Annotated in this window: 27 protein-coding genes; 2 read left to right on the forward strand and 25 right to left on the reverse strand. The window is 39.0% G+C overall.

What is annotated here, in order from left to right; translation table 11 throughout:
• Positions 1 to 304: 304 nt before the first annotated feature.
• The 3 genes from ACRD67_RS01740 to ACRD67_RS01750 all read right to left on the reverse strand — a co-directional run bounded on the left by ACRD67_RS01740 (position 305) and on the right by ACRD67_RS01750 (position 2,941).
• Positions 305 to 1,684 (reverse strand): serine hydrolase, encoded by a 1,380-nt coding sequence (locus tag ACRD67_RS01740; protein ID WP_430965307.1) that lies wholly within the window; start codon positions 1,682 to 1,684, stop codon positions 305 to 307.
• 145 nt (positions 1,685 to 1,829) lie between these two features.
• Complete coding sequence (locus ACRD67_RS01745; protein ID WP_430965308.1) at positions 1,830 to 2,357, reverse strand: hypothetical protein; 528 nt, start codon at positions 2,355 to 2,357, stop codon at positions 1,830 to 1,832.
• A gap of 26 nt (positions 2,358 to 2,383) precedes the next feature.
• The gene (locus tag ACRD67_RS01750; protein ID WP_430965309.1) at positions 2,384 to 2,941 is read right to left on the reverse strand and encodes a hypothetical protein; all 558 of its coding nucleotides are present in this window, start codon (positions 2,939 to 2,941) and stop codon (positions 2,384 to 2,386) included.
• A gap of 128 nt (positions 2,942 to 3,069) precedes the next feature.
• Between ACRD67_RS01750 and ACRD67_RS01755 the strand changes: the two genes are divergently transcribed.
• Positions 3,070 to 3,417: a hypothetical protein gene (locus tag ACRD67_RS01755; protein WP_430965310.1), complete on the forward strand. Its 348-nt coding sequence runs from the start codon at positions 3,070 to 3,072 to the stop codon at positions 3,415 to 3,417.
• A gap of 174 nt (positions 3,418 to 3,591) precedes the next feature.
• Here ACRD67_RS01755 and ACRD67_RS01760 read toward each other — a convergent pair whose 3' ends face one another.
• The 20 genes from ACRD67_RS01760 to ACRD67_RS01855 form a co-directional block, all read right to left on the reverse strand.
• Positions 3,592 to 4,050, reverse strand: a complete 459-nt coding sequence (locus ACRD67_RS01760; RefSeq protein WP_430965311.1) for a DoxX family protein — start codon at positions 4,048 to 4,050, stop codon at positions 3,592 to 3,594.
• Positions 4,051 to 4,113: 63 nt separating this feature from the next.
• Entirely contained in the window at positions 4,114 to 4,680 is a 567-nt protein-coding gene (locus ACRD67_RS01765; RefSeq protein ID WP_430965312.1) for a Crp/Fnr family transcriptional regulator, read from the reverse strand.
• Positions 4,681 to 4,852: 172 nt separating this feature from the next.
• A complete protein-coding gene (locus ACRD67_RS01770) occupies positions 4,853 to 5,737 on the reverse strand; it encodes a hypothetical protein (protein WP_430965313.1) in 885 nt (294 codons plus the stop codon).
• Positions 5,738 to 5,834: 97 nt separating this feature from the next.
• The gene (locus ACRD67_RS01775; RefSeq protein WP_430965314.1) at positions 5,835 to 6,890 is read right to left on the reverse strand and encodes a hypothetical protein; all 1,056 of its coding nucleotides are present in this window, start codon (positions 6,888 to 6,890) and stop codon (positions 5,835 to 5,837) included.
• Between the two features lie 120 nt (positions 6,891 to 7,010).
• Positions 7,011 to 7,544, reverse strand: a complete 534-nt coding sequence (locus tag ACRD67_RS01780) for a hypothetical protein (protein WP_430965315.1) — start codon at positions 7,542 to 7,544, stop codon at positions 7,011 to 7,013.
• 82 nt (positions 7,545 to 7,626) lie between these two features.
• A complete protein-coding gene (locus ACRD67_RS01785) occupies positions 7,627 to 8,307 on the reverse strand; it encodes a hypothetical protein (RefSeq protein WP_430965316.1) in 681 nt (226 codons plus the stop codon).
• 101 nt (positions 8,308 to 8,408) lie between these two features.
• Positions 8,409 to 8,849 (reverse strand): hypothetical protein, encoded by a 441-nt coding sequence (locus ACRD67_RS01790; protein WP_430965317.1) that lies wholly within the window; start codon positions 8,847 to 8,849, stop codon positions 8,409 to 8,411.
• A gap of 138 nt (positions 8,850 to 8,987) precedes the next feature.
• Positions 8,988 to 9,419 (reverse strand): hypothetical protein, encoded by a 432-nt coding sequence (locus ACRD67_RS01795; protein ID WP_430965318.1) that lies wholly within the window; start codon positions 9,417 to 9,419, stop codon positions 8,988 to 8,990.
• Positions 9,420 to 9,537: 118 nt separating this feature from the next.
• Positions 9,538 to 10,338 carry an endonuclease/exonuclease/phosphatase family protein gene (locus ACRD67_RS01800; RefSeq protein ID WP_430965319.1) on the reverse strand — a complete coding sequence of 267 codons (801 nt, stop codon included), beginning with the start codon at positions 10,336 to 10,338 and terminating at the stop codon, positions 9,538 to 9,540.
• Between the two features lie 170 nt (positions 10,339 to 10,508).
• A complete protein-coding gene (locus ACRD67_RS01805) occupies positions 10,509 to 11,270 on the reverse strand; it encodes an SDR family NAD(P)-dependent oxidoreductase (RefSeq protein ID WP_430965320.1) in 762 nt (253 codons plus the stop codon).
• 83 nt (positions 11,271 to 11,353) lie between these two features.
• Entirely contained in the window at positions 11,354 to 12,274 is a 921-nt protein-coding gene (locus ACRD67_RS01810) for a helix-turn-helix domain-containing protein (RefSeq protein WP_430965321.1), read from the reverse strand.
• 229 nt (positions 12,275 to 12,503) lie between these two features.
• On the reverse strand, positions 12,504 to 13,406 hold the full coding sequence (locus tag ACRD67_RS01815; RefSeq protein WP_430965322.1) for a LamG-like jellyroll fold domain-containing protein: 903 nt from the start codon (positions 13,404 to 13,406) through the stop codon (positions 12,504 to 12,506).
• A 129-nt stretch (positions 13,407 to 13,535) separates the two neighbouring features.
• Positions 13,536 to 14,045 carry a hypothetical protein gene (locus ACRD67_RS01820; protein WP_430965323.1) on the reverse strand — a complete coding sequence of 170 codons (510 nt, stop codon included), beginning with the start codon at positions 14,043 to 14,045 and terminating at the stop codon, positions 13,536 to 13,538.
• Complete coding sequence (locus ACRD67_RS01825; RefSeq protein ID WP_430965324.1) at positions 14,042 to 14,494, reverse strand: hypothetical protein; 453 nt, start codon at positions 14,492 to 14,494, stop codon at positions 14,042 to 14,044. The genes ACRD67_RS01820 and ACRD67_RS01825 overlap by 4 nt, the downstream gene beginning before the upstream one ends.
• 60 nt (positions 14,495 to 14,554) lie before the next feature.
• Entirely contained in the window at positions 14,555 to 15,136 is a 582-nt protein-coding gene (locus ACRD67_RS01830) for a hypothetical protein (RefSeq protein ID WP_430965325.1), read from the reverse strand.
• A 69-nt stretch (positions 15,137 to 15,205) separates the two neighbouring features.
• A complete protein-coding gene (locus tag ACRD67_RS01835) occupies positions 15,206 to 15,733 on the reverse strand; it encodes a hypothetical protein (RefSeq protein ID WP_430965326.1) in 528 nt (175 codons plus the stop codon).
• Positions 15,734 to 15,877: 144 nt separating this feature from the next.
• Positions 15,878 to 16,738 (reverse strand): hypothetical protein, encoded by an 861-nt coding sequence (locus ACRD67_RS01840; protein WP_430965327.1) that lies wholly within the window; start codon positions 16,736 to 16,738, stop codon positions 15,878 to 15,880.
• 239 nt (positions 16,739 to 16,977) lie between these two features.
• Positions 16,978 to 18,858, reverse strand: a complete 1,881-nt coding sequence (locus ACRD67_RS01845) for an outer membrane protein assembly factor BamB family protein (RefSeq protein ID WP_430965328.1) — start codon at positions 18,856 to 18,858, stop codon at positions 16,978 to 16,980.
• 7 nt (positions 18,859 to 18,865) lie between these two features.
• Positions 18,866 to 19,945, reverse strand: a complete 1,080-nt coding sequence (locus ACRD67_RS01850; RefSeq protein ID WP_430965329.1) for a hypothetical protein — start codon at positions 19,943 to 19,945, stop codon at positions 18,866 to 18,868.
• Between the two features lie 180 nt (positions 19,946 to 20,125).
• Positions 20,126 to 21,046: a hypothetical protein gene (locus ACRD67_RS01855; RefSeq protein WP_430965330.1), complete on the reverse strand. Its 921-nt coding sequence runs from the start codon at positions 21,044 to 21,046 to the stop codon at positions 20,126 to 20,128.
• A 730-nt stretch (positions 21,047 to 21,776) separates the two neighbouring features.
• Here ACRD67_RS01855 and ACRD67_RS01860 point away from each other — a divergent pair.
• Positions 21,777 to 23,147, forward strand: a complete 1,371-nt coding sequence (locus ACRD67_RS01860) for a serine hydrolase domain-containing protein (protein WP_430966175.1) — start codon at positions 21,777 to 21,779, stop codon at positions 23,145 to 23,147.
• A gap of 156 nt (positions 23,148 to 23,303) precedes the next feature.
• On the opposite strand, the gene ACRD67_RS01865 is transcribed toward ACRD67_RS01860, so the two are convergent.
• Complete coding sequence (locus ACRD67_RS01865) at positions 23,304 to 24,383, reverse strand: serine hydrolase domain-containing protein (RefSeq protein WP_430965331.1); 1,080 nt, start codon at positions 24,381 to 24,383, stop codon at positions 23,304 to 23,306.
• Between the two features lie 142 nt (positions 24,384 to 24,525).
• The gene (locus tag ACRD67_RS01870) at positions 24,526 to 25,062 is read right to left on the reverse strand and encodes a nuclear transport factor 2 family protein (protein ID WP_430965332.1); all 537 of its coding nucleotides are present in this window, start codon (positions 25,060 to 25,062) and stop codon (positions 24,526 to 24,528) included.
• Positions 25,063 to 26,167: the final 1,105 nt, after the last annotated feature.

Here is a 26,167-nt window from a genome sequence, read left to right on the forward strand (position 1 = left end):
GTACTTTCTGCCCTACCAATTAACATACTATTCCTTATTCTCTAAATTTGCTTTAAATGGCAACGTCCATTTATCGTTCAATTGGACCTGTTGTTTTTCACCGCTAACATAACTGGTTCGGGAGGCTTGGTTTTACCCTCAAGACTATCTTTTTCACTTCAATACAATGCCCGTTTACTACCTTCATTTAATCGTTTATTTGAACTTTATTATTTGTGGTGCCTGTCGTAGGCAGCCTTCGAAATCTTCTGCCTTTGAATCCCCGAAACATCCAAACCAGAAGTACCGACCAATTCGCTTGAAATTATTCAATTTTCTTTCCCTGTATTTCCTGCCCACCTTGAAAAAGTGTTAAGCCCTCAACATTTCCTTCTTTTAGCTGAAAGGAAATTTTTGCCTCGACCACGGTCAGAAAAAATACGGTGTCGCTCTCAGGATATATCTCGAATTTCCCTTGTCCTGTGGCTTGTCCAAATAACTGTGCGCCCTCTTTTGTAATGGTTATTTTGAATTCGGGTTGCAGTTCATACACCCCAATATATTTCTGAAGTGCGGATTCGGATAATTCGACTGCCTCGCTCTTGGATTTTGGATCAGCCAGTTCTGATCCAGGGTCAAGTAAATAGAATCCAATATCATCGGCACCTGTTGAGGAATTTGAAAGAAGTACCACTCCTTTACCTGTTTCCTTAACAAATCCGGCAAAGGTCCTGTATCCGCCTGTTCCCCCATTATGCCAGATCACATCACCGTTCTCTCCTTTCTTGATATGCCACGCCATTGCTACGGACATAGCACCTGCCTTTTTGTGCCTGACCTCATGGGATAGCTCCATAGCCGCCCTTAAGGGTGAATCCTCATAACCTAGATTGCCAGAAATGAACTTGCCCATGTCACTGGTTGAACTTCTAATGGCTCCCGCACCAGCTAAGGTGGGTATGTCCCAATTCTCAACAACTTTTCCATCATTATGGCCCAAGGCCAAATTTTCCTTCATTCTCTGGGTAAATTCAATTCGAGTGTCGTTCATTTCCAGTGGATCTGCAATGGTCCGCACCATTAAATCTTCATATGTGGTATTCTTGTTGGTTGCCAGGAGATGACCCAATAGTCCTTGAGCAAGATTTGAATATTCATATTCGGAACCTACCGCCCGGACAGGTTGGTAATTCGAGATAAACCCGTACATCTTCTCTACGGTATAATCGGCATAGGGATTGTTGGGATTTGCGGGCTCAAAGTTGTTGGGCATTCGAGGAAGACCCGATGTATGGTCCGTGAGGTTCCCTATTGTAATTTCACTATTCCCCGTAACCGGAACTGTTATGCTATCGGGAAGCAGGTCGTTTATTCGATCATCCAGCCTGATATCGCCGTCCAAAACTTGCCGTGCAAGCATTATCCCCGTAAAGACTTTCGAAATTGATCCAATTTCATAGATCGTATATTCGTCCACTTCGGTACCATCATAGGAGGTTTTGCCAAAGTTGAAGTAATGAACGCCTGATGAATCAATTACGGCTAATGCAATACTGGGGGTGGCACCGACCGAAATGCGCTTTTCAATCGTCTCCACAACTTCAACAGGAAGATTTTTTTCATCCTTCTTTTCCGGGCTTTGCTGACATCGACAACTGACAACTGCCACCAGAAGAACTATTAGGGTGATTTTATAGCTTTTCATAATATGATGTGATTTTCAAAATCTTGTGGTTCCAATATAGTCCAACTTGTTCAAATATGGAACAGTCTTCTTTTGTATCACCACTAGAGGTCTATACATAACTTCTCATGTTTTTCACGATTATTCAGCATCGTTTATTTGAGCTTTAGTCAAGGCTTTTCAATCCTTCTCTTATTTCAACAGCTTTTGTTTTATCAAACTCCGCCGTCCTACTACAACGGTTGGTCCATAATCGATTTCTGTTAATACCATTATTATAATCCCCAAATAATCTCTTGGACAGTCTTTCCGGGTTTAGGAAGACAATGAATTCTTTTCCTTCTTCAAAACCAAAGTAGCCGCAGGATGGACCGTGCATGGAAGTATAAATTGTCAAACTAGTTGCATCTATATCTCCCTTATAAGAATCGATAATTTCTATTTCAACCTTGGTGACAGATTTGCGTTCTAATGCATTAAGGATCTGAGGCTCAGATTCAAACTTAACCTCAAGGTATTTGTGTTCTTCAACGGTCAAAATATCGCCTTTAGATACATATTCAATCTTTAGAACCTTTATATGCAAAATCGAGCTTGTACGCCTTAATTCCTTTTTTAGCTCTGTCCTATAACAGGTGCATGCAAAACTCTTACTAATTGATAATACAAATATTATAAATAGAATCTTCCTCATCCTTATATTTAAATTTGTAATATGAGTTATTTCTTCCGGTATACCCTTAAATTATACAAAAGCTCAAATTCGTTATGGGGTAAATGCTCAATGATAATCAGTTCGTCTTGTGTTATATCTTTGATTTCCCATTCATCACCTTCAAATACTATTAATTGACCATTGGCCTTCAGTTTCTCTAAAAGTCCAGGCGCAAGATTGTCAATTGGGACGCTGTATTTTGGTTCTTTGAATTTGAACTTCAATACTTTTTCTCCTTTATCATAACTCCATTTACCAGTTTCACATTCTCCAGGACAGTTATATTCCGAATACGTACCATCTACTTTAATCTCAATGCTGGGCCTCTCAACATATTCAATTGCGGTTATTGTATCATTAACTCTTAGTCTCCTCTCCCCGATGACTTTACTTTTTGTTGAATCCATTAGTCCCTTGAACTCCCAAACTCCTACTATCTGTTTTTCAATAGTCCTTGATGATTTGGTTGTTTTGATGCGGTCTATCAACTTTTCATTGGTCTCTTTGATTTGACCGTAGCTTCCTGTCGAAACTATTAAAAAAAGAATGATTAGTTTTTTCATATACGCAATTGTATGTTCTTATTCGGTTATCTCTAAGCTATAGAATTTCTTATCCTTTATTTGAACTTTAAGCATTTATAACCAGTTAAAAGCAACTAATGCTAATTTTGGTATCCTAGAATAAAAGTATGGAAAAAGTAGCATTGATAATAAGCATGGTTTTATTCTTTGGGTGCTCCGATGATAATCCTATACCAGGGTGCTATCAAGAAAGTGGCAGACGTATAGTGGCCACGGTAGAAAAGGTAAATGGAACATTGGTAATGAATGAGGTCTGTGGATTTATTATTGATCCAGATGAGCAGCTAGATCGCAACCCAATAGGAATCTTGAGTCCTTGTAATCTTAGTGAAGAATTTGAAATTGATGGTGTGCGTGTAGTATTCAGCGGTTTTATCTACGAATCTTTTGAAACGGAGGATATTTGTGCAGATTTCTTTGAAATAACAGAAATAAAGATGGCTGAAACACAATGACGAACTTATGCCCTCACTTTCCAGTCGTTTTTTGAACTTTTATTCCTTAATAAACGGCCCGTATTTTCAAAGGCTTGAATCACCTTAATGGAAATGTAAAGAATTGCAATGAATTTAGAGGTGGGACTCATCCGCAATGGGCCATACACCTTCTTAACCCTTGGCTATCGCCTTTTACAATCGTATTTTGATTGTACTGACATACACCCAAACAATAAAAAGTATTTGTAAAGGGATTCTAAACAATAAGTATGTAATTCCTGGACCATCAAACGTTCCTTTTTGATAATTCACATGATTTACGGAAGCATATATATTAGCAGGTAATAGGAACAGGAGAAATATTATAAGGGCCCATCCGGTCAGTACTTTTAGCTTCGGAATTAGTAACCCTACTGCCAGTACTATTTCAAATATTCCGGTTAGGTAAATCAAACTTTCTTTATAAGGAATAAATTTGGGGATCATCATGGACATGCCTTGTGTAAATGCAAAATGCCCAATGGCCGTAAAAAGAAGCATTATTGACATTGCTATTCTTGCTGATAAGGCAAAGTCATATTCTTTTCTGACCATCTTAATTGCAAAAATTAAGAGTACAAAACTTGTCAAAAGTACAATTAGTGGTTTCATGTTTTTCTGGATTGTTGAAATACAAATTTCGGAAAACGTGCAGCTGAAAACAATGAACCCAGGTTAACTAATGCGCCTTCTTATTCTGCTCAATGCCTGTGGAGTAATACCAATATAGGAAGCAATATATTTTAATGGAATTTGCTGGAATAACTTGGGACGGTCAGAGAATAGGTCCAAATATCGTTCTTCCGCTGTTTTACTTAATAACGAAAGTTCTCGCTTCGACTTTATTAAAAACATATTTTCGGCCATTTTGCGCCCGATAATATTTCCGCTGCCTGTTCTTTCATAGACCTCCTGCAAGTCTTGGTGGGAAATTTTCCACAAAATGGTTTCAGTCAAGGTTTCAATCTGGTATTCGGAAGGGGTTTGTGTTAAAAATGAATCATAACCCGTGACAAATTCATTTTCGAACAAAAAGCCAAAAGTCAAATCAAATTCTTCCCTTGGAACATAAAACCTGACTATTCCTTTTGCTATAAAGGACAAATGGTTTTCAATCGCTCCAAAATTCAATAAAATCGAGTGCTTTTTGAGTTTTACTTCCTGCAATTTTGAGGAAAAAAACTGCCAATCGGAATCGTTAATGGGAGTGATATTTTCAATAAACCTTCTGATTTCGTTCATTCCAAGGTGTTTCTAATCTGAACGTAATAAATCCTTCTTCTATTAATTCTTCCTATTCGTTCCATTTTTTTAAGCTTATGGACAACTACCTTATGTCCATGCGCTACCCCATGAAAATACTACTTTTTGGCTAACTTGCGAGGCAATGGGTATAGCTATTATCGGCAACCTTTTAATCCTCTTTATCAGGTTTATTGGTCAACATCATTTGTTTGGTTTCCGTATGATATACACCGTACATGCTATCCTTTATTTCTTGCTGTTGGCTAAACCTAATTAGTAGTTCCTTGCCCTGGTTGATCCACTGGAAGCTTCTGATTCCCCGGTCCGTAATTTTTGTAAGATGCTTACCGTTTAGGTCCGAAATGTACAAAAAGTGTCGATCGCCCTCAGCAACTATACCATCGTCATCCGAGTCCTTCTCAGCGATTGAGTAGACTATTTTTTTTGGTCCGGCATTAGGTCCGTCCGGACCTACGAGCATGAATGAGATAGAACCATTTTGGGGGAGAAGTTTACCGAGGGCAATACTGTCTTTATCAAAAAAGAGAATGTTCCTTGTATTGTCAACGACCATATTTGGAGGAAATATCCGGTAAGTTCTATTTATTTCGACTTTATATTCCATACTTCTAACGACCGGGACATAAAGAAAATTTGAGAAGGGAATTTTTAAAGGCTCGGATGCTTTACCGCCCCATTCTATGGATTTGGCCGCATACCCATCCCAACGTAGACTTTTGGCCTTAGGGTTTGCTGAATAGTTGTTCGACGGCAACAATGCATAAAAAATGGCCGCAGCGACGAGCACCGAAAAGGTAACATAAAAAACAAGTTCTTTTCGCCTTTTGGATTTGGCTTCTTCTTGAATTCGTTTTATGCTTGCTTTTACTTGTTTTTCCGGAATGTCCTTGAATGTGGCTTTGCTATTTTTTTCCGTTCCAGTATGAATGGTCTCCCTATTGTCTCCCTTAAATTTTTGACGGTTCGATGCGCGTAAAGACTTGTTTTGTCTAATACGCCTTATCATATCCAATATGTGGCCTGCAGAACTCAATTTTTAAATGTTTTATAATGGTTGGTGTATGATTCTCGACTTTGGCAAGCAGACAGGTACAAACAATTACTTATAGCCATTGTTGTAGCTAGTTTTTTTATTCTTTGTAAATGTATAATCTAATTTCATTATAAGTTTTAAACTTGAACAAGTAAGCCTTAATTCCATTTAATGATTTCCATTTCGTGTCTATTCTTCCAGAATCTTTTTCTTGTTCTATATCCAAAGGTTTACCTAATAATTCGCTTACTACAGTAACAATAAAGTCATATTTAGAATTAAATTTTTCATTCAAATCTTTTTCTATTTTTGGATTAGCTCCAAAATTTGATTCTTTAAATGTCTCCCAATTAAATGAAACAACTTTAATGTTTTTGCTCTCTTTTGTGTAGAAATAACTTGATTTTCCTTCAAAGTAAGGGCATTCATTTCTTCTGTAGCTAATTGGGTTACCGAATTTGAACTCTTTTTCATTTGGATAAATACCTTTTCCGAGCGACCAAAAATGTCCAAGTGAAACATCTTCTGAGTTCATAGAATTCTCATATTCAGTCATTTTATCAAGCTTAAAATTTCCGTTATTATTGTTAAATTCAGAAATTGCTAACTTAAGATGAGTTTTGAATTCTTGTTCTCCAAACTCAATATTTTTATGAGCATTTTTAATGCAAGTTGAATCTATTTTTGTTTCAATTTGAAATGTTTGAAAATTTTCTTTTGGGATGGTTTTAAATTCTTTAAAATCAATTTCCTCAATTTGATAAGGCCAATATTCAATTGATTTTACACCTTTAAAGAGAGTGACAGTGGAAGTCTTTTGAAATCTTCTTTTATTTGGGGTTTTGATTCTTAAATCATAATCAAGGTTATCATTCAATCCACTAATTAAAACAAGCATGGAATTTGTGCTTTTACCAAATTTACCATTTGCAAATACTCCAATTATTTGATTCTCTTTTGGATTCGACTTTATGATTGAGTCCATTTCAGAGATGTCTAATATACCATCGTAACCATTCATTTTTTCGAGTTTAAAATCCATATTCTTTTTTAGATTATTAAACTCAATTGTAAAAACAGTTCCTAAGTCAACCTTTTGACCAAAGATTGAAATCGATGTGAATAGGAAGACAATGGTTAATAGTTTTTTCATTTGCCAAATTGGCTACAACTAATGGATATACAGAAAAGTCCATATAACCTTGCTATACCCCGAAAATACTGCTTTTTGCCAACTTCGAAGCAAGTCACGGCCGTTAGTGTAAACCGTTTTTTAAAATTCATTATCATCTCTCTTACAATACCAATTTGGGTCACATCCGGTTCTAACACATCCGCCATATTTATATTCCCGTGTGTTTGTTTTTACGGGTTCTCCTTTCCGTGTAATTTCTGCCAGTATACCATAACTCATTGGAATAACTTCATCCTCTTTTTTGCAAATTGGACATGTTTTGCTGCTCCCGGAGTTGGCATATTTACAGCTTAAAGAGAGGTTTAGTTTAACATTTATCGTATCGTTAGGTTTCAAATATCCAATTAGAATATGATTCCGGCCAAATGAGTGAGGTTCTGTTCTAATTCGAATTGTGTCGGCTTCAAGATGCTGAAAAGTAAAATTTAGATTTTGGTCAACCGAAACAATTTTTTCCATATTTCCAATAGTTAAAATGACCTTTACTTTTTCTGAAATTAGCTGTTTCTCTTCAGGGATTTCAGCAATGATTTCTCCCTTAATCACCCCGTTTTGAGCAACACAGGATAAAAATCCGAACACTATTATGAGTAAACTAAATGTGGATTTCATATGGCTTATGGTCTTGATTGTGATTTCCGGCTGCCGGTTATAGCCGTTGATGGTTTCTAGGTTTGAAGTTAACGAAAACCAGCTATAAATTATAGCCCTTGTTGGGCGCAGTTTTTTTAATTTTCTTAATCATGTCCCGATTATATCTTTTTTCCAGCCTTTTCGCTTTTTTGTCCCTGTTCTCCAAATCGTTATGGGTTAAATAATGGATAGCGAGAAAAATTTGAACATTTCTATTGTCCAAATTCCATTTTTCTGATTGTCCGATGATACTTTCTGACAAAAAAGTTCCTGAATCGAAACCACCAATCCTTTCAAGCTTTTGGCCATAATATTTTAGGTATTCGTTTTGTTCTCCAAGTGCCTTTATAAACGCCAAAAATTGAGTGTCGCCACTAAAACAAATACTTTGATATTCATACTCAGGCTCAGTAATCAAAATTGTGGAGGGACATAATGCCCATATTTTTTTAAAAGTGGAGTTGTTCAAGGTTTTATAAAGTTTTTTCTGTTTCCTATAGCTTATTTGTCCACTTACACAGTATTGAAACAATTCCCTATTTTCAGGGAAAGATACCATTAGACACTCGCCAAACTCGATTCTATCCGTTTTTCCACAGAGTTCACTTTGAAAAAAGTCCGTCATTCTATTCAAATCCGCAATTTCAGTTTCCGAGAAATAGTTGTTCAAATTCAGTTCAGAATTTTGTCCAAAGCTTTGAAAGAGAATACTAAAAAATAATAGGATGAAGATTGATTTCACTTAGCAAATTTAAATTGTGCCTAACGGTCTCGGCTATGATTCCCGCTTACCCGCTAGCCTTTTGTGGGCAGGCAGGTTTTGGTTATTGTTGCAAGTAGGTTTTATTTTATCTTTTCAATTTTCGGTTCAACAGTCGATACTACATTCACAATATGATTTAGTGAGATAAACGCATAATGTTTAAATTCTCCTGGATAGTTGGGGGATGCGAATGTATCCGCTTTTACGTAGTCCAAAAAGTTGGATTTTGAATAAATCCGAATTCTTTGTCCTATATATTCAGTTCCGCCTAGACTTTCGTAACTTTCATTGATTACAGAATAGGCTATATACTCGTCAAAAATTACTTTGAAGACATCGCTATTTTCATTGTGATAAACTGGACGGGATGGTCCAATGTCAACTCCAAGAATTTTAGGGCTCTTTTCTAATTCTCCGACAATTCCCATTGTCAATTCAAATTCCAAAGAATTTTCTTCCGGCTCAAATATTTTGGTCAGAAATGTATTCCGTTCCGTATTTATTCTTTCGTAGTATTCCATTTTCTCAATTTACGCGCAATTACTGTATATCTAGAAAACTCCGGATATCCATACTATACCCCATGAAAATACGACTTTTTGATCAACTTGTGAGGCAATGAACCTGCCGGAGGGTATAGTTGTGGTCGGAAAATGTTGTTAATCCAATTGTAATCTTTTCTTTATTGATTTAGTTTCCCTCAACAGGACGCTTCTTACGATGAAAACTCCCGCTAGAAAACCTAGTCCGGTTATGCCCATTCCAAGTTGATGTTGCAATTCGGATTGCAGAATCGCCTTTATCAGAAGATAAATCCCGATCAATAAATAACTGATGAGGATAAACTTGCCCAATAAGTTTGGAGCTATTTTGAATCCGATCAACTTGTCCTTTTCAAATTTAAATTTGGTCCGCAGCAAAGTCGAAAAAGGAAGCTTAAAAAAATCGGTCCCACGGGTAAAGGTCCCACTCAAATCGGTTCCCTTTTTTGAAAATGTATAGTTTTTAAGTCCGTTTAGATGTGCTACCAATTCCCTTCGATGTATTGATTTGACCGGTTTAAAATGCTTCTCTATTTTAAAAATATCCATGGATGGTTAATGTTGCAAAGGGTTTTATAACGGTACGTGCAAAATGCGTTTTGTACATTATTGTGGTGCGTTTCTTTTGTTTTTGAATTTTTAGGCACCAGTTTAGTTTTTAAAAAATTTAAATAGTCAAAATTAAAGGACAATGATCGGATACCTCTGGTTCAAAAATGACATTGAAATTTAAAACCTTTATATGTTTATTTACAAACATGTAGTCCGCATATTTTTTGGGCTTCGTGTAGTAGGACGTACGTGTGCCTTTTGTGGTTAGGGTAGTAACCAGATCTGTTAATCCGGCTTGGGATAATATTTTTAAGGTTTCGCTATTTGGCTCTACATTGAAGTCTCCACAGACTATTAAGGGGTCGTTGTTTTCTGCCATGCCTGTGGCCATTGAGACTAGTTTATGCGCTTGCATAGCTCTTTCCGGGGTGTCCATTTTACCGTTTAAGTCGCGTAGACCGTGCATATGCGTAACAACCACAGCGCTGTTTTTATTATAATCAAATACTTTGATCGCGTGAGCACTTCGAGATCGAGGATGTTCTCCATAGCCATGTGGAGAATAGGATTTATACACGAACCCCTGGGTTTGTTCGATTATTGGGTAAGATTTCCGCACGAAAGTAGCAAGCCCCCATTGTGAAGGAATTTTGGCGTTCTCATCCCATAGCACCCCTTGAGCAGCAGGACAAAAAATACCTTTGTGATCGGGTAACGCCATTTCAACATCACGAAAGAAATTAGCTCTTTGAGGAAGTATGTGATTTCCATCTTTATAAGTAAGCCAGTCTTTATCTGTAGCGGGAGTGTGCACAACTTCCTGGAGGCACAGGATATCCGGGCTATTTTGTTTTAAATATGGAAGCAATTTGTCATAGAGCTTTCCACCCCATCCATTGAGACACATTATTTTCATATTTTTTCAATCTATGCTTCTAAATCCTTCACTCTGCTCAATGCACCACAACTCCAGGATATATGGAAAACTCGGTACATCCACGCCAAAGGAAATGAAAATACTACTTTTTATCAACTTGTGGGCAGGTGATAGTTGTTGTTAGCCACTGTTTTTTTTAATTCGATTCCCTAAATACTTTGCCCACCCGACACCTCGATACGCTGTGCGTTGATCCATTTGGCATCATCCGTACAAAGAAAAGCGACTACACTACCGATATCCTCCGGTAGGCCAGCTCTTCCCAAGGCGGTATGGGAAGCTACATAATTGTTCAAATCCTGGTTGTCCCTTACGGCACCACCGCCAAAATCGGTTTCAATGGCTCCTGGAGCAACCACATTGGCATTGATGTTTCTATCACCCAGTTCCTTGGCCAAGTACTTTGTAAAGACCTCAATACCACCTTTCATGGATGAATAGGCGGCATATCCCGGCAATGAAAATCGGGTAAGTCCCGTAGATATATTTACGATGCCACCGCCATCGGCCAAAATGGGCAGTATCCCTTGGGTCAGAAAATGGGGTCCCTTTAGATGTATATTCATCATGGCATCGAACTGCTCTTCCGTAGTATCAAAAAAGGAGGCATATACCCCAGTTCCAGCATTGTTTACCAAATAATCCAAATGCGTTGCGCCAAACTCGTTGTTGAGTGTAGTTTTCAAAGTTTCAATAAACTCAGGGAAGGTATCGATCTTGGCCGTATTCAATTGCAGGGCCACGGCATTTTGGCCGTTGGCGTTGATTTCCGAGCTTACTTTTTCAGCTTCCTCGGTGTTGGTATGGTAGGTTAAGATAACATCCAATCCTCTTTTTGCTAGCTCCAAGGCCATGTTCTTTCCCAGTCCCCGGCTTCCACCGGTTACCAAGGCTATTTTATTTTGTTTCATAAGACATAATTTTAATTATGCCACAAAAGTATAGGACATTTGAGGTGCAGTGATTACAAGAAACACACTAAAAATTGCAAAAATCAAATAGTTTGTTTGGTTCGGAATTTCAATGGACTTAGCCCTACCTGCTTTTTGAAAAAATTTGAAAAATGTGAAGTCTCCTCAAAAGCAAGGCAATCCGCTATAGTGGCTACAGGCCAGTCGGTTTCGGAAAGAAGCGCTTTTGCCTCTTGGGCGATCCGAAGATTAATAAACTGTTTTGTGGTGAAGGACGTCTCTTCTTTAAGCGTTTTATTCAGATGATTGGTATGTACCGCAAGTCGCTTGGCGTAGTCCTCAGCTTTTCGCAATTGGAGTCTTTGGTCTATATTGTCGATAGGGAATTGTCTTTCCAACAATTCCACAAAGATACTCACTATGCGTTTGGACGCACTTAAAGGGGTTCTATGCACCGGTTTTGGCATTAATTTCTGGCCAAGATGTATCAATTCTAACACATAGGTGCGCAATAGACCAAACCTGAACTCGTAATCCGAATTCAATTCTTCCAGCATTTTCTTATATATCAAGGCGATACGCCGGTATTCGTTTTCCGAAATCTCAAAGACCGGTTGCGCGCCATGTCCAAAAATGGGAAGGGAATCCAGTGTGGCGCTTATATTTTCACTTGCCAGAAAGTCATGGGTAAAAACGCAAAAATAGCCCGATTGGTCATCATCTTTTGGAATATAGTTGTACGGGATTTTTGGTGTTGTAAACAACAATCCATATTTCTCAATATGAAGCGTTTTGTCCGCATATTCCACTGTGTTTGCACCTTTCATGAGACTAATCTTGAAATAGGTGCGCATGTTATAGGGCATCTCTGGTGATTGCTCCATTCTCTTTTGCACTTTCTCGATTTCAAAAACGTTGAAATGGCCCAATTGATCTATGGGGATGTGAGGATTGTCGCTTTTTATTTGCTCATAAAAATCTGTGAGGGAAATAGGTTTCATCATTTTGTAAAATTACAAAATTCAAATATGGTTGTGACCACAATAAAAGAAAGAGGGGTGCAGCGACCAATTTTGAGGGGAGGAACTTCACGCGCAAGGTCGATCGCCCGAAAATGAAGTGGGCTGGACTTTTGAACACGAAAATATTCGGTCCATCATAGACTTGGAACAACCTAAGACATTTCCAAAGATGTTTGGTCACCTTCCAGACATAACGAATATTAGTCCTTAGCTATTCCAAAATCGTTTGGACGCCATTTTCCAAAGCATAAAGCGCTTTGATCTCGTTTTCGGTCAGCTTTCTGTTGTAAAGGGACAAATCGTCCATAAGTCCTATATAACTTAGTCCGATATAGATGTTGGACTGGTCCAATTCCCAGCTAAAGGGATCGGTAATATCCGACCTTGAACCTTTTAGTTCCCCGTTCATATAAAGGGAAGCTTCGCCTTTTTCGGTATTCAATCCGGAAAAGTTAATGAGGACATGTGTCCATTTTCCTGTTGCAAAAGGAGGGTTGTTAACGGCTGCGAGTTGGGGAAGAAAAAGATCATCTTCCTCTTCCAATCCTTCGGGGTTCCAGCTATTTCGATCTCCGATAACCCCTAATCTAAAATCCCTGGGGTTATCTTTGGTAAAATCTACCCAAATAGCGGCATCGTTATAACTGACATCCGTAATTTGAATGGGGTCACAATACCCTGGTTCCAGATCGGTGGCGGGATCAAGACTTAACCAAAAAGAAATGGCCCCGTTCCAATTCTCCTTGCTGTAAGCTATGTTTCCTGTGCTGGGATAGTAGATATATCCTTTGCTACGCTCGGTAAATTGAAGCCCATACCCATATTTGCCCTTTCCCGCTTGGCGACTAATATCAGGTTTGTGCAGGCCCGCTCTGGCAGAATCGCGGGCATTTCTGTTGGGAACGGTGTACATAAGGGAATCTCCTGCTGCAAAATCGGCATTGACCCCAGTATCAAAAGAGGCATAAAAAGTAAGAGCTTCCCTTAAATGGGTAGCTGTGGTATCTTCTTTAACCGCCACTTTTTTAGCATTTTTCTCCTTACAGGAAATCAATCCGATAGTACATAACACGATGATCGGTGCCATGTATTTTACTAGATATATTTTGGTCATGGGTTTTGGTATTTAAAATGGTTTAACTCCCTAAAGCACATCATTAATAGGTCTATAGGATACCCCATAAAAATACGACTTTTTGATCAACTTTTAGGGCGGATTATAACCGTTGTTGTATAACGTTTGTTATTCCTTTCGCTTATAATTAAGTCCAGTTTTAAATCCGCAATACCCCAATAAAATCAGCAACACGATATGGATTATGAGCATTGCATTGGAAAAAACTCCAAAATTGTTTTCATATGGTTTGACCCCAGGTTCAATTTCCGATACAATTTCTTCGGAACTTAACGGAGGATATGTTGTCCAACCTGAAGTTTGTTGTACCAGGGAATCAACGATTGAATTTAACCCTGTGATAACTAAGATCAAAAGAATAGTAACAATCATTAAAATCAGATTTGCAGTCAAATTTTTAAAATTCCGCCCTAGTGTTCGGATACTATAAACGCAAAAAAACATCAAAACAAAAAGTGGAAATAAAAATTGAATGTTTTCAACCACGTAGTATGTATCATGAACATTCAAGCTAAACGTAGAGTCGGTTTTAAATCCGTCAATTCCAAAAATTGCTAGATTCAAAATGAGCACTAAGGTGATTGTTCCAAGCAACCAATAAATTTCTTTTCTTCTCAATGTTTAATTAGAATTTCAGCTATGTTTTTTCTCAAATAATAATGATGGATCAGTGTTATGGAATCCAACGGCAACCCATCACGATAATACCCCAATATACTCGTTACATGTATTTTTTCGGAGCTTAAACTGTCTATTTTAGCATATTTCAATCGTATGATCGGATTTTTTCCGGGAGTGATTGCTTCCAAATACTGTTCCTTGAACCAATTGTTATAGCCATTGTCGACCCGCCGTTCAACAAACTTGATAAGCTTACCTTTGACTTCCAATTCGAGCGTGTCCAGAGTTTGGCCTCTAAATGATCTTGACCCAAAGTCTATATGACAGGTTTTTTCGATGTGGGAGTCATCTAGGTTTTCTGGTTTAATATAGTTGATGTCCGACCCATCTTGGGCAAAGATCAAGGGACAGATGGTGAGCATTAATAGTGTTATTGACAATCTCATAAAGTTTTTCGGCATTGATGTTAAGAGTAAAAGTTATAGCCTTGGTTGTGCACAGTATTTTTAATACGCCCAGCGTTTTAAGTCCGAAACGACAGACCATTTCCCGTCTAACTTTTTATAAAGAGAAACTTTTCCTGTACTCCCTCCATTAATGAGTCCAATTATTGCGTAGTTACCAGATCGTGAATGAACTGGTCTAGATAAGTAAACGGGATAACGGGGCCACATTGTGCTATTTTTATTGTATTTACGGATTTCTTTAATAATAGCCTTTTTTTCTTCCCTTGTTGTCCATTTGATTTTTTCAAGTCCGACTTTTGGTTTCACAAATTCATTGGGTTTAACTAGGATTTTGTTTGGGATTTCGTTTTCAGTCCATGTAGTCAAATCTGTCTTCGAATTCATTACTTTTCTAATAAGTTCTTTTAGTTCAATGGTATCTTTTTTTGGGAATTGGGTTTTCAATACTCCCAAATAACCAAAAAACTCTTGTGACTCGAACTTATAGTTGTTCAAGTGGATTTTAATCGGTTCTTTCGAAACAAGATTCGACCGGTCTTTCAAGGCTGCTTCCAACAAAGATTGCGGATAAATTTCAGCTGAAAATAAAAAGAATGATATTACTAAAAAAGTCCTTTTCATAATGTTTGCCAACGGTCTCGACTATGAGTAGTTGTAGTCGCTTATATTCATCGTTGTATACAGTTATTTTTATGTTCTAATCATTATTTCTCCTTCTTTCCTCTGAAGATAATTATCTCCTCCTTTTCTTTTCTTACCTTTTCTATATTTTAATCCTCCGACCTCGAGGTTCAATTTAGTCTTGGGTTTAAAATCTATTAGAATCCAACCACCTTTAGCTGTAGAACCTTCAAGAGTCGGTGCATTTTCTTTGGTTATATAGTGTATCGAGTCAATATGGTCGCTATCCAAAATTTTATCAACAAACTCTTTTACCAATTTCCCTTTAACAATATCCAGTCTATAATTATATTTCATATTCACAGTTATCAACATGGAGTAGGGTTTTTTATTTTTGGTTCTTCCGTTATGGTGTATTAAATCTTTTCGGTCAAATCGGATTGTATCTACCAGAATCTTTTGCCTTAAACTATCGACAAATCCTTTGATATTTTCCGCAGCAATTTTTTTTGAAGGGATTTCACGACTTTCGGACTGAGCAAGTGAACAAATCCCGGATGATAAGGTAATTAAAAGAAGAAAAAAAGATGGTTTCATCAATATTGTTTTATTTGTAGTCAATCATAATATCAACTACCTACTTTATATCGGGAAAATTCCCGGTACTTGTCGTACCACATGAAAATATTGCTTTTTAACCTACCTGCGAAGCAATGAGTCAAAGCCGTTGTTGGCGTTGTATTAATTTAGCAATCTTAATTTTCCGTTGTGCCAATCTAAATTCAACTGAACCGTCATTATTTTTTTTTGTCCTTTAAGATATTTGTCAAATCGCAGATGCTTAATGCTCTTTTTTATTTTTCTTCTGCACCCAAGGTCATTCACATTATACCAAAATCTTTCCCATTTAGAATCAAAATAAGTCTCATACCAGACTTTTGCTACCTTGCCCCTTTTATTAATTTTTATGGAATAGGTATCCGCACAAAAAAACTCTTCTTCCAAGCTTTTCCAATCTAGTTTTGCGATATTGTGAAAAAGGGTATCTATGACCAAGTTGTGGTTGTACAAATCAAAATATTCCGGTTTAATTTCATTTTCTAAGATCTTAGTATTCAATAGAACACCTTTCTCAATTTCAAAATGTCTTTCTTTTGCATAGGTCGATTCATAACCCATATGCACATAATTGATAATCCTACCTTGGGGTGAAATCAATTTACCAGTGTACCAATCGGCAAATACGACCTTATTCCCAAATTGATTTTCGAAGTATTTTAAAACTTCCGAAACCTCATTTTCTCCGCATTCCAATCCAGTATAGACTCCCGCAGTTGCAATAATTCCACAGCGCTTGATTTCCGTTAAAAAAAGCTTCCCAATTTTTAGTTCCCAAATAGCCGTGTAGCCTCTTGAACAAGCACTGGAATTGCATCCTCTGTCAATATCAGTTTTGCCCTTAAGTTCTAAATACTGCTCTAAGGGATTTGTGAACAATTCAACCATTTTTCCTTCATAAATAAGGTAATCCGGAATCTGAGGGGTTGCCCTAAGGTCATGAAAAAATACTACTAAGAAGAGAATAATTATTGCCCTGTGCATAGTTGAGCTAGATTAATTGCTTCGAAACTAGAGACTTTGACGGTTTCTAAAAAATAATAATTGGCTTAACCACTTTTTTAATGAGGGAGTTAGGCTTTTGGGTTAGGGATCTCAAATTAAGGCCGACTACTAGATATCCGGAAAACCACCTATATCCATCCTATACCCCATGAAAATACCACTTTTCGGGCTTTTCTTGGACAAAAACCCAAAAGTACGTCCAATAAATAGGTTCTGCCTTATTCCTGCAGCCGAAGCGGTACGGCTATAATAAAGGTCTCTACGGTTTTAATTTTGGAAAAAAGGGTCGACTTTCGGGCTTTGCTCAAGGTATAAAGCGCAGGGTTCATACCTATACCGTGATGATACACTGTTTGGTTTTCAAAATCTACCAGGTTCCAAAGGCCGTAGCTCTGATAGATGGGCGATAAATAGGTCCGGCGTATTTTACCGCTGGGCAAGTGGATCAAACTCAAGGTCGCGAATTGATCGTTGCTACTGTGATACGCCATATGGGGCCTATAGAGATATGCGGCCGACTGGGACCGGGAATACACGTCCAGTATGGATTTTCTAAAAAGCTCTTGCTTCTCAATGGATGCCTTGACCGCTGCAGCTTGCATCCCCTTTGCAATGGCGCCTCCCAATTCTGCCAATGAAATGGCCATGGCCACGGTGGCCTGTGTTTTGGCCATCTCGTTGGAAATTTTATAGCGCGTATAACTGTGTTGGCTCGAAGAATAATTTCCGGAGTTTTTATAGCTCAAATAATCGGAATAATGTCTGTTGGCCATCTGCTGATAGGATCGTGTTTCGGCATTGGCCATAGCCCCCAGTCCGGGGGAAGCACTCGCTTTCAGTTTGCCCAGTTCTTCTTTGAGGTTCGGAATGGAGGCATCAAGACCGTTGAGGTGCAGGTCGGGGCCCAACGGACTCATCCCATGTTTGTACGTTTGGATTCCGGTAGTGGCATCATAGGCTGCGATGACCAGTTCTCCCACATAAACAATATTCCCTGCGACCTCTCTAAGCGTAACGGGGTAATTTCTTCCGGTATCGGTGACCTTCACGGCCAGCATCTGATTGCCATTACTACTGTTTAAGGCTAGTAAGGAACTCGCCGTTCCCATAAACAATTTTCCCTTGTGTAGCACCAGGTTGCTTAGTAGCGGTTCACCGATCGTGTACCGCCAAAGCTCTTTTTTATCGGTTACGGAGAAAGCAATCAAATAATGCGATGCCTGATCATCGAGCCCCCGAAGATATAAAACGCCATCCTGGTGATACACATTGGTAAACGTAATGTTATCGGACAATGGGGTGCGGGACAGGATGGTTCCGGACGCCTTGTCGACCATGGCCAGGTCATTGTTTTTTGTGATGACATAAAGATGTGAATCATCAAATTCCAAGGGGGGCGATAGCGCATGCAATTGGAGTTCCGGAAGGTTATACAAGACCGTACCCTTTCGGGGATCTAGCGCTTTTAAGCCGTCAAACGTAGTAAAGACGTAGGGGTCATGGACCACGGGTGAGGGCGAATTTTCCATGGTCCCGGCACTTTCCGATTGCCAAACGGTCTCCCCATCGGCGATAGTAAAACCGGTAATCTGTACTTTTTTTGACGTGTCTTGAAAAGCCCATATTTGCCCGCTCGGAAGCACCGGCAAAAAGGACGTATTTTTACTTTTGAAACTCCGCCTCCATTTTTCAGTACCGTTGGTGGGGTCCAAAGCCAAAAAATCGGTCTTTTTTTCACCATCGACCCTTATAAGCAGCAGATCATCAAAAATCAATTGGATGTGATATGCTCCTTTCTCCCGGGGATAACGCCAGAGCACCGTTCCCTTGCGTGTATCTATTAAAAGGTAATCGGCGTTGGGAACGCCTTGCGCATCTTCGCGCAGTCCTACCAGAAGCCTATCAGGGCCAATTAATTGCATATTGTCCACATGTGAGGCCCCTGTCGGAATTTGGAATTTCGGAGCGGGTTGCCGTTGCGCCCGTTTAGTGATATTGGCGTCGGAGGAGGACATCCACAATTCTTTTTGCGCATGCCCTATGGGCATCGTTAACAGCACAAGGCCTAAAATCCACCCTATTTTGGATCTGCTTTCCATGATTGGATTATTCTACGGAATTGGCGATGGCCAACAACTGCTTTTCCAAGGTGGCTATCTCTTTTAAGGGACCCAGTCCAAATTGGTGCAGGACACATTTGCCGCCCCGGTAAATGATGTTTACCGAACCCAGCTCCACCTCATTGCCATTGGAAACGCCGCTTCCGGTATACACCATAACATTGGCTTTTTTGTTGTTGGCCAATTTGGTCACGTAGCTGTTGGTAAGTTCGGCGTCGGGCATAGCGGCCTTGACGGTCTTGTCGGCGGTTTGTGAGATCAGCTTTCTGTTCCATATAATGCCCTGGTAACAGAACAACATGGAGTTGGCTCCGGCAATAGGTGCATAGTTGAACCAACCGATCATTTCCTTTTCCATGGCCCTGTTCCCCTCTTGTTCATGCCACCCCTCGGGCAGGGTAATTGAAAATTCGTCGTGGGTCCAGCGAGTGGGCGCACTTTTTTGGGAACCGCCATCTTCTGCATCGGCGGTAGGTCCATTGGTCGTTGCGGCCTGGGAAACATCCGAGTCGTCGGCGGTCTCCGTGCTGCTGATTTCCTGGACACCACTTAACTGTTCCCCCGGGAGTCGAAAACTTTGAAAGATGTTTTCAATAACGGCCTCCCATTTCTTAAGGTCTTTTTCATTTAGGATCGCTATGGCATAGAGACCCTGATCCTGCAGTCCTAAACTCCCTACCAGGCCGTATAGGGTAACCGTAATGCCCGAAGCATTGTAGTCGGATTTGTAAACACCCCACTTGGCCTGAAGGCCATTTATTTTCAGCTGCTTAATTTCGCTATGCGTTTCAGGCTTGGATAGCCCGGAGGATTTTAAGGTGGCCAAACCGTTTAAAAACAGTTGGTCAATATCATTAGTGTCCTCGTTGTATTCAACGATAAGCGATTTGCTCTTTCCCTTGAAGATATAGACTTTATCAACGGTTTGAGGCTCCAATGCCCAACCCTTGGGCAGATCTAGGACAAAACGGCCTTGAAGATCTTCATAGGTGTTTTGACCAAAGACGTGTTGGGAAATACCGGTGAGTAACAATGCAAAAATGAGGTGTAAAATTGTCCGTTTCATAGTGCTAGGATTTATGTTATGTACTAAAATTACAAAATAGACCATAGACGCTTTGCCAGCGACGTTTCAAAAGCTAATACGGAGGTTACATGGGGGAAATTTTGTTGGTATGGTTTGGTTAGGGCGTTTTAATGGAATTACTTTCAAAATTGTCCCTAGGCAATAAAAATTATTCTTTTATTATTTTTTCCCAAGGCCAAACAAATCCTGTATCGATGTATGCTCACGATGAAGCAGCCAAGCGATTAGCATTCCAAAGACAAAATTGGAGGCAAGACCTTCGATCATATGGCTTAGGCGTACACTGGCACTCGGCATAAGTGGATTTGCCAAAATTAGACCTGATATCTGTGGAACGGTAAAGAAAAGCCCCAATAGAACGGCAGTACGCCAAACATTTAATTTAGAACCTCGTATGATGGGAATGGCGCAAAGCGTCCACAGCATGGCACGTAATGCCTGAAACGGAAATAATCCCGGATCCGAACTTAAAGTATTGACTGTGTGCTCCCAAAAAGGCAGTATGGCTCCCGGACTCCCATAAAAAGAGCGCAGGTCAGGATTTTGCCATGCAATATAGTACCCTGCACCCCAATAGAGTACAATATAAAGAAGTGCGATGCCCAATAATTTAAATAGCGTCTGTTTAACCGACATTTTCATTTCTGCCTTAGGTTCTATCGCCTCCTTCGCTCTTCCTTTGCCCAGAATCCATACGGCCAGTGGTATACAAACAAAAGCTACCGGTAGGCCCATTATAAACAGCCGTGGTAAAAGTTTTGCACTTACTGTGATATTTGACATGAAATACCAAGTTTCAATTTGTGTTAAAACAGTTACCGCTCCATAATAGGCAAAGGCCAATAACAGGGCTAATTTCCATCCATGCCAATGTGAGCTTAGAATTAATGCGATGATAAGAAGGGTGTTGAGCATCCCGAAAATAAAGAATCCAAGGTTATCAGGCAACAGCCCCGGCTCCGATTCTATATCGGGAATCATCCCTGAAACGGCCATTGACCCGATTATAAACAGGATAAAAAACAATAATAGCAGCAAAGCAGTACGCCCTGTCCAATTTAAAATTTGTTTTGCACCCATCTTTGGCAGTTTATTGCTTGATGATTTTACCTTAGGTTAGCTATTGTTCGTTAGACAAGAACATCCCAATTTCAATTATTTAATTTCCCACTTAGTGCTGTACGGTATTTATTTTTCTTACATAGACTTTAAAAACTTAAAATATTTAGATAGGAGGCATAACAAGATAAAGTTTAAAAAGGCGATGCCAACTGACAAAAGTCATAGAATATACTAGCGTAAAAGTCAGTTTTAATGGGGTTTTTGTTTTGGGAATGAAGAAAGATTCGTGCGGGTTTGTAAATCGGTTGTTTAACGTAACGACCCTATGCCTCCCAAATGGCCTTAGATTTAATTCTAGTCATTTTATAATCCTTTTTTTGAACTTTAATTATAAATCCGTTTTGTTTTTCATAGTTCATATTTTGGGTCAGGCCCATATTTGTTCAATCCTTTTTTTTTCTTTTCTTGAAACTCAATCCACTTCTTGTGGGCCCTTTGTCATTTCCTATGGGCTGTAATTATTCCAATTTCACTTCTGCCATGAATTTTCGGTAAAGGCCAGGTAATGAAGCATAGGAACGGCCTAGCTGGTAGGCCCGTGCATTGCGGACCAAAGATATTAAAGCGGACAAAATTCTCAAATTGCGGAACTTTTGTAACCAAACCTATTTCCCGAAGTATGTAATGTATGGTCCGCACGCAAAAATCAAGAATAAACCCTTTTTTGGGTAAGGTGTTGGTGCTTTGTATGGTACTGAGTTACACCTCATGCCGCCAGGGACCCGAAAAGGCAAAATTTCCCGGGACACCCGATCTCGCTGCTCAAATTGACACGCTAATCCGTCCCCTTTCCAATTCAAATAATTTTAGTGGGATGGTGTTTGTCAAACAAAAGGATAGCATCGTGTTATCAAAACCCTATGGGTATGCCGACCGCGAAAGCCGAACAAAAACCACGGTAAGAACAAAATTCTTGATTGGTTCCATTTCAGCCATGTTCACGGCGGTAGCCATCATGCAGCTTGTAGAAGAAGGAAAGTTGTCCGTTGATGACCCGCTCCACCAATTTATCCCCCAAATTGCGAATTCAGAAAGAATCACCATTCATCACTTACTTACGGAAAGATCCGGATTGCCAAGAGTTGTTTCGCAAGCAGACGGGTCTTACACCAAATTGACCAAAACCGCCCATACCTTGGATGCGCTGGTGGATCTGATCAAAGAATTGGAGCCGATCGCCGAGCCAGGGGCAAAGTATAGACACTCTGGCTCTTCCTATATTCTTTTGGCCAAGGTAATAGAATTGGTGTCCGGAGCATCCTTTGGGGAATATCTTGAACACAAAATTTTTTCCCCTTTGGGAATGACCGATACGGGGCATTTTGGGTATGATAAAGTTTATGACCACATTCAGGATTTGGCCATAGGATATGAGCAGGAAGGGGTGACAGAATTAAAGCGTGCGGAACGAATTCACTGGTCCACGAAAATTGGGCATGCTTCCATATATTCCACGGCGCACGACCTCAATACCTTTGCAGAGGCTATGATGCGCAAAAAGTTGCTGACGAGTGATTCTTGGACGAAAATGACAACGTCCTATTATGGATCGACTTTAGGATACGGCATGTCCAGTAAACGCCAGGACGATCGACTCCGCCATTACCGAAGCGGAAGCTCACCTGGTTTTTCGTGCTATTTTGTAGTTTATCCCGAAGAAGGGTTAACGGTGATAATGTTATCGAATATTAAGATACACATCCCTTACTTTAACGTTCCCAAAATCGCCGCGATAGTTTTCGGGGAAGACTATGAACAGCTAAACCTCGTTAGTCCCACTGAAGTCAAGTATGACCTGGCACGGGAAATGCTCGGGACCTTTCAGTTTGATGAAAATTTTTACAATCCGAATGGTACGGTTACCATTACCTATGATCATGGGATGTTACTTTCCGATGGGGCCCCATTAATACCCGTTGTAGGCCGGGAAGGTCAGATCATTAAATTCATTAACAGGCAATTTTGGTCCAGATTGGAGTTTGTGCCAGATAGCCTGGGAAATTATTCAAAATTGAAATTCGATGAATTTATAGGAGAAAGAAGTCGGTTTCCAAAGTAGAAGCGGCCCAATTCCCTAAGGACGCAGTTGAATCGACCGCCATTTGAATTTGTTCGGTTTCCTTTTCTGTCACATTTTGCAACCGACACAAATGAAGCATAACAGGATTGTCTACTTTGGCAGGTAGGGTATTACCAGTGATGTATACCCTTATTTCTAGTCAATTTTTTTTAAGTCCTTGATTTCTTCTGCTATGTTTTCCGCAATTTCTTCTAAGATATCTCCAGTTTCATCAAAACTGGTATTACTCAAGATGGAAACACCCATATTGTATTTTGGATAAATCATCAGCCAATTTTGCATTCCAAAAATCCCTCCGTGATGTCTGTAAATTATATTGTCATTTTCTTTAATGATGTTCCAATGATAGCCGATTGAGAAATCATATGGCGTTTCAAGAAATTCCTTGTGTGATTCTTTTATTATAGGGTTAGTCTCGTCCAACTGTAATCGTATGTATTTAAGTAGGTCCGATGTTGTTGAATGTAGTCCAACCGTACCACCCCATAAATTCCGTTTAAAATTTGGCATCAATTCATTTTCATCATTATAGCCTTTTATTAAGCGAGACTGCTCTTCTTCATTCAAGTCAAATTTTGTGCTTTTCATTTCATTTGGCACAAAAATGTACTTTGATAATAGTTGCTCGTATGGCATATCATATACTTTTTCTATAATGTATGCCATCAACTCAGGTGCCGTATTGGAATATGCATAGTTTGAACCGATTTTTGATTCTATTTTTATTTCTTTTAATCCTTCAAAAAAATCAGGTTTATTCTCTCCTTTAATGGGGAAATTTGGGAACCCACTGGTGTGGGTTAAAAGATGTTTGATCGTTACGGGTTTTTTATCAAATTCAAGATTCGGGTAAGATTGTTCTAAATAGATTCGAACATCATCGTTTAAATTGATTTTACCGTCCAGAACAGCTTTTGCCGCTATTGTACCTAAAAATGTTTTTGTTACTGAAGCGATTTCATAAACGGTAGAATCGTTAGGCGGGTTTTCCTTTCCAATTTCGAGTTCCCCGTAATGTTTTGATATTTCAATTTCATCTTTTACGACAGCTATGGAGACAGAATGAAATCGTTCGTCTTTTAGAAGGGTAATGGCATTTTCTTCAACGATATTTGAAATTTCGTCCGAAGAATTTTCAAACTTCCTTTCTTTTTTATTGTCTTTGCAACTGATTACAATTGCAACTAAAAAAATCCCCAAAAGTAGTTTTTTCATTTAAGTTGGTTTGTTTTTCAAATGGCACATAACCGGCTTTATACACCAATTTTTCGGTTTATAACGGGCCTTTATTTTATTGTTTATCTTTCGTTTAAGGACCAAAACCGTTATTTTTTAGGTATGGTGTTGGCAACAGTTTTTATTCCACTTTTAACGAGTCACTTTCTTTCGCTAATGTTTTAATGACATCTAAAAGTCCGCCTTCAAATCCAGATACTTGTTTTATAAAGGGTAAGTGCGCTCCAATTGACCTGCCTTTATATATTTTATTGTCCTTAACCCAAAAGATGAAAGTTTCATTAAAATCTGTTTTTGTGGCTTTAGTCGATGGGTGTGCTATTTTCGGCAAATCAGATTCCATTCGAATCAAGAACATAACTTTTTCTTCATCAGGAATCGCCTCTACTATTTCAAGTTTTAAATTTGGAAGAAGTGATTCAATTCTCTTTACCGCAGATTTTAATTCGTCCCGACTCCTAAATTTTCTTCCTTCTGTTGAGGTGTGCTCGTAATTCTCAACAAATAATGTATCGATCAGGTCGATTTTATTTTCATTGTAAACTTCATTGAAATAACGAGAAGTCAATTCAAGATTGGACCGACGTAGATCGTCTTTGATTTTGGTTTCTGAACACGATGTAACCGTAATCAGAAATAATAAAAGTAATTGCCTCATTGGAATATCAGTTGTTTAATTGTTGCCAACTATGGGATATAAGGAAATTTCCGCGTATCCATGCATACTATGAAAATACTACTTTTTGATCAACTTGGGAGGGGCAGGGTATAGCCGATGTTAGTTCACGTTTGTATTACAGTTAATAAAATTCCATATAGGATGACACACAAAGCTGAAAAAAACAGAATTTTTCCCGACTTATAAACTCTGGAAATCGTTAACCAATTGAAGAGAAAAATGAATAGAGGAAGAGCGAAAGGGAGATAACCGTAGTTCCCCTTTAAATCAACTCCGTATCCATCATATCTTAACGAAGTATCGAATGTCAGAAATTTTGTGAATACAAATAAAATGAGCATACCCTGAAAAATGCTGTTTGTGTTTGCCACCCTCATTTTTAAGGTTCTTTTTCGGTTGCTATGTAGCGGCTTACTTGTCCAATAGAACATGGTAAAACAAAATCCAAGCGCTGCGCAAGTCAGTGTGATCAATAATGAATTGTACAAACTGAAAGTCAAGTCTGTTACTAGTATTGAATTCCTATTTCTTATGTCGGATAAAACCAAAATTGCTTTGTCCGACAACCTAAACCATAGGTGGGTAAGAATTCCGTACCCCAATCCAATAATAATTCCAACATAGAACCTCAGGGGTCCAATTTCTTTAGTTGATAGTACAGGCTTTACTTTTTGCAAATAGTTTTTTGATTTAAATGTGAGCTAACTACGGGACATACAGAAAACACGTTGTATCCATACTATACCCCATGAAAATAGTGCTTTTTGATCAACTTGTGGAGCAGGGTATAGCCGTTGTATCCAATTTTATACTGATTGTTCTACCCATTGACCATATGGGCAAACTTGCTTTATGCACATCTCCGATTTGAATAGTGATAGTTTTTTTGGATCCTCACCGAACAATTTCATTTGGTTTTGTAAAAAGGGCTTGCTATTATTGCTCTGCCTCGAGGCAAGCCCAAGTCCTATGAATTTCAGATGAATTGCTTTATTTTTCCTATTTTTATTTATAACCAACACGCTTTGTTCCTATGGCCAGATCTGCCCGTCAATACATATTTCTACTTGTTGCAGCCTTTTTT

This window comes from Eudoraea algarum (assembly GCF_050589645.1).
Lineage (GTDB): Bacteria > Bacteroidota > Bacteroidia > Flavobacteriales > Flavobacteriaceae > JBNGOQ01.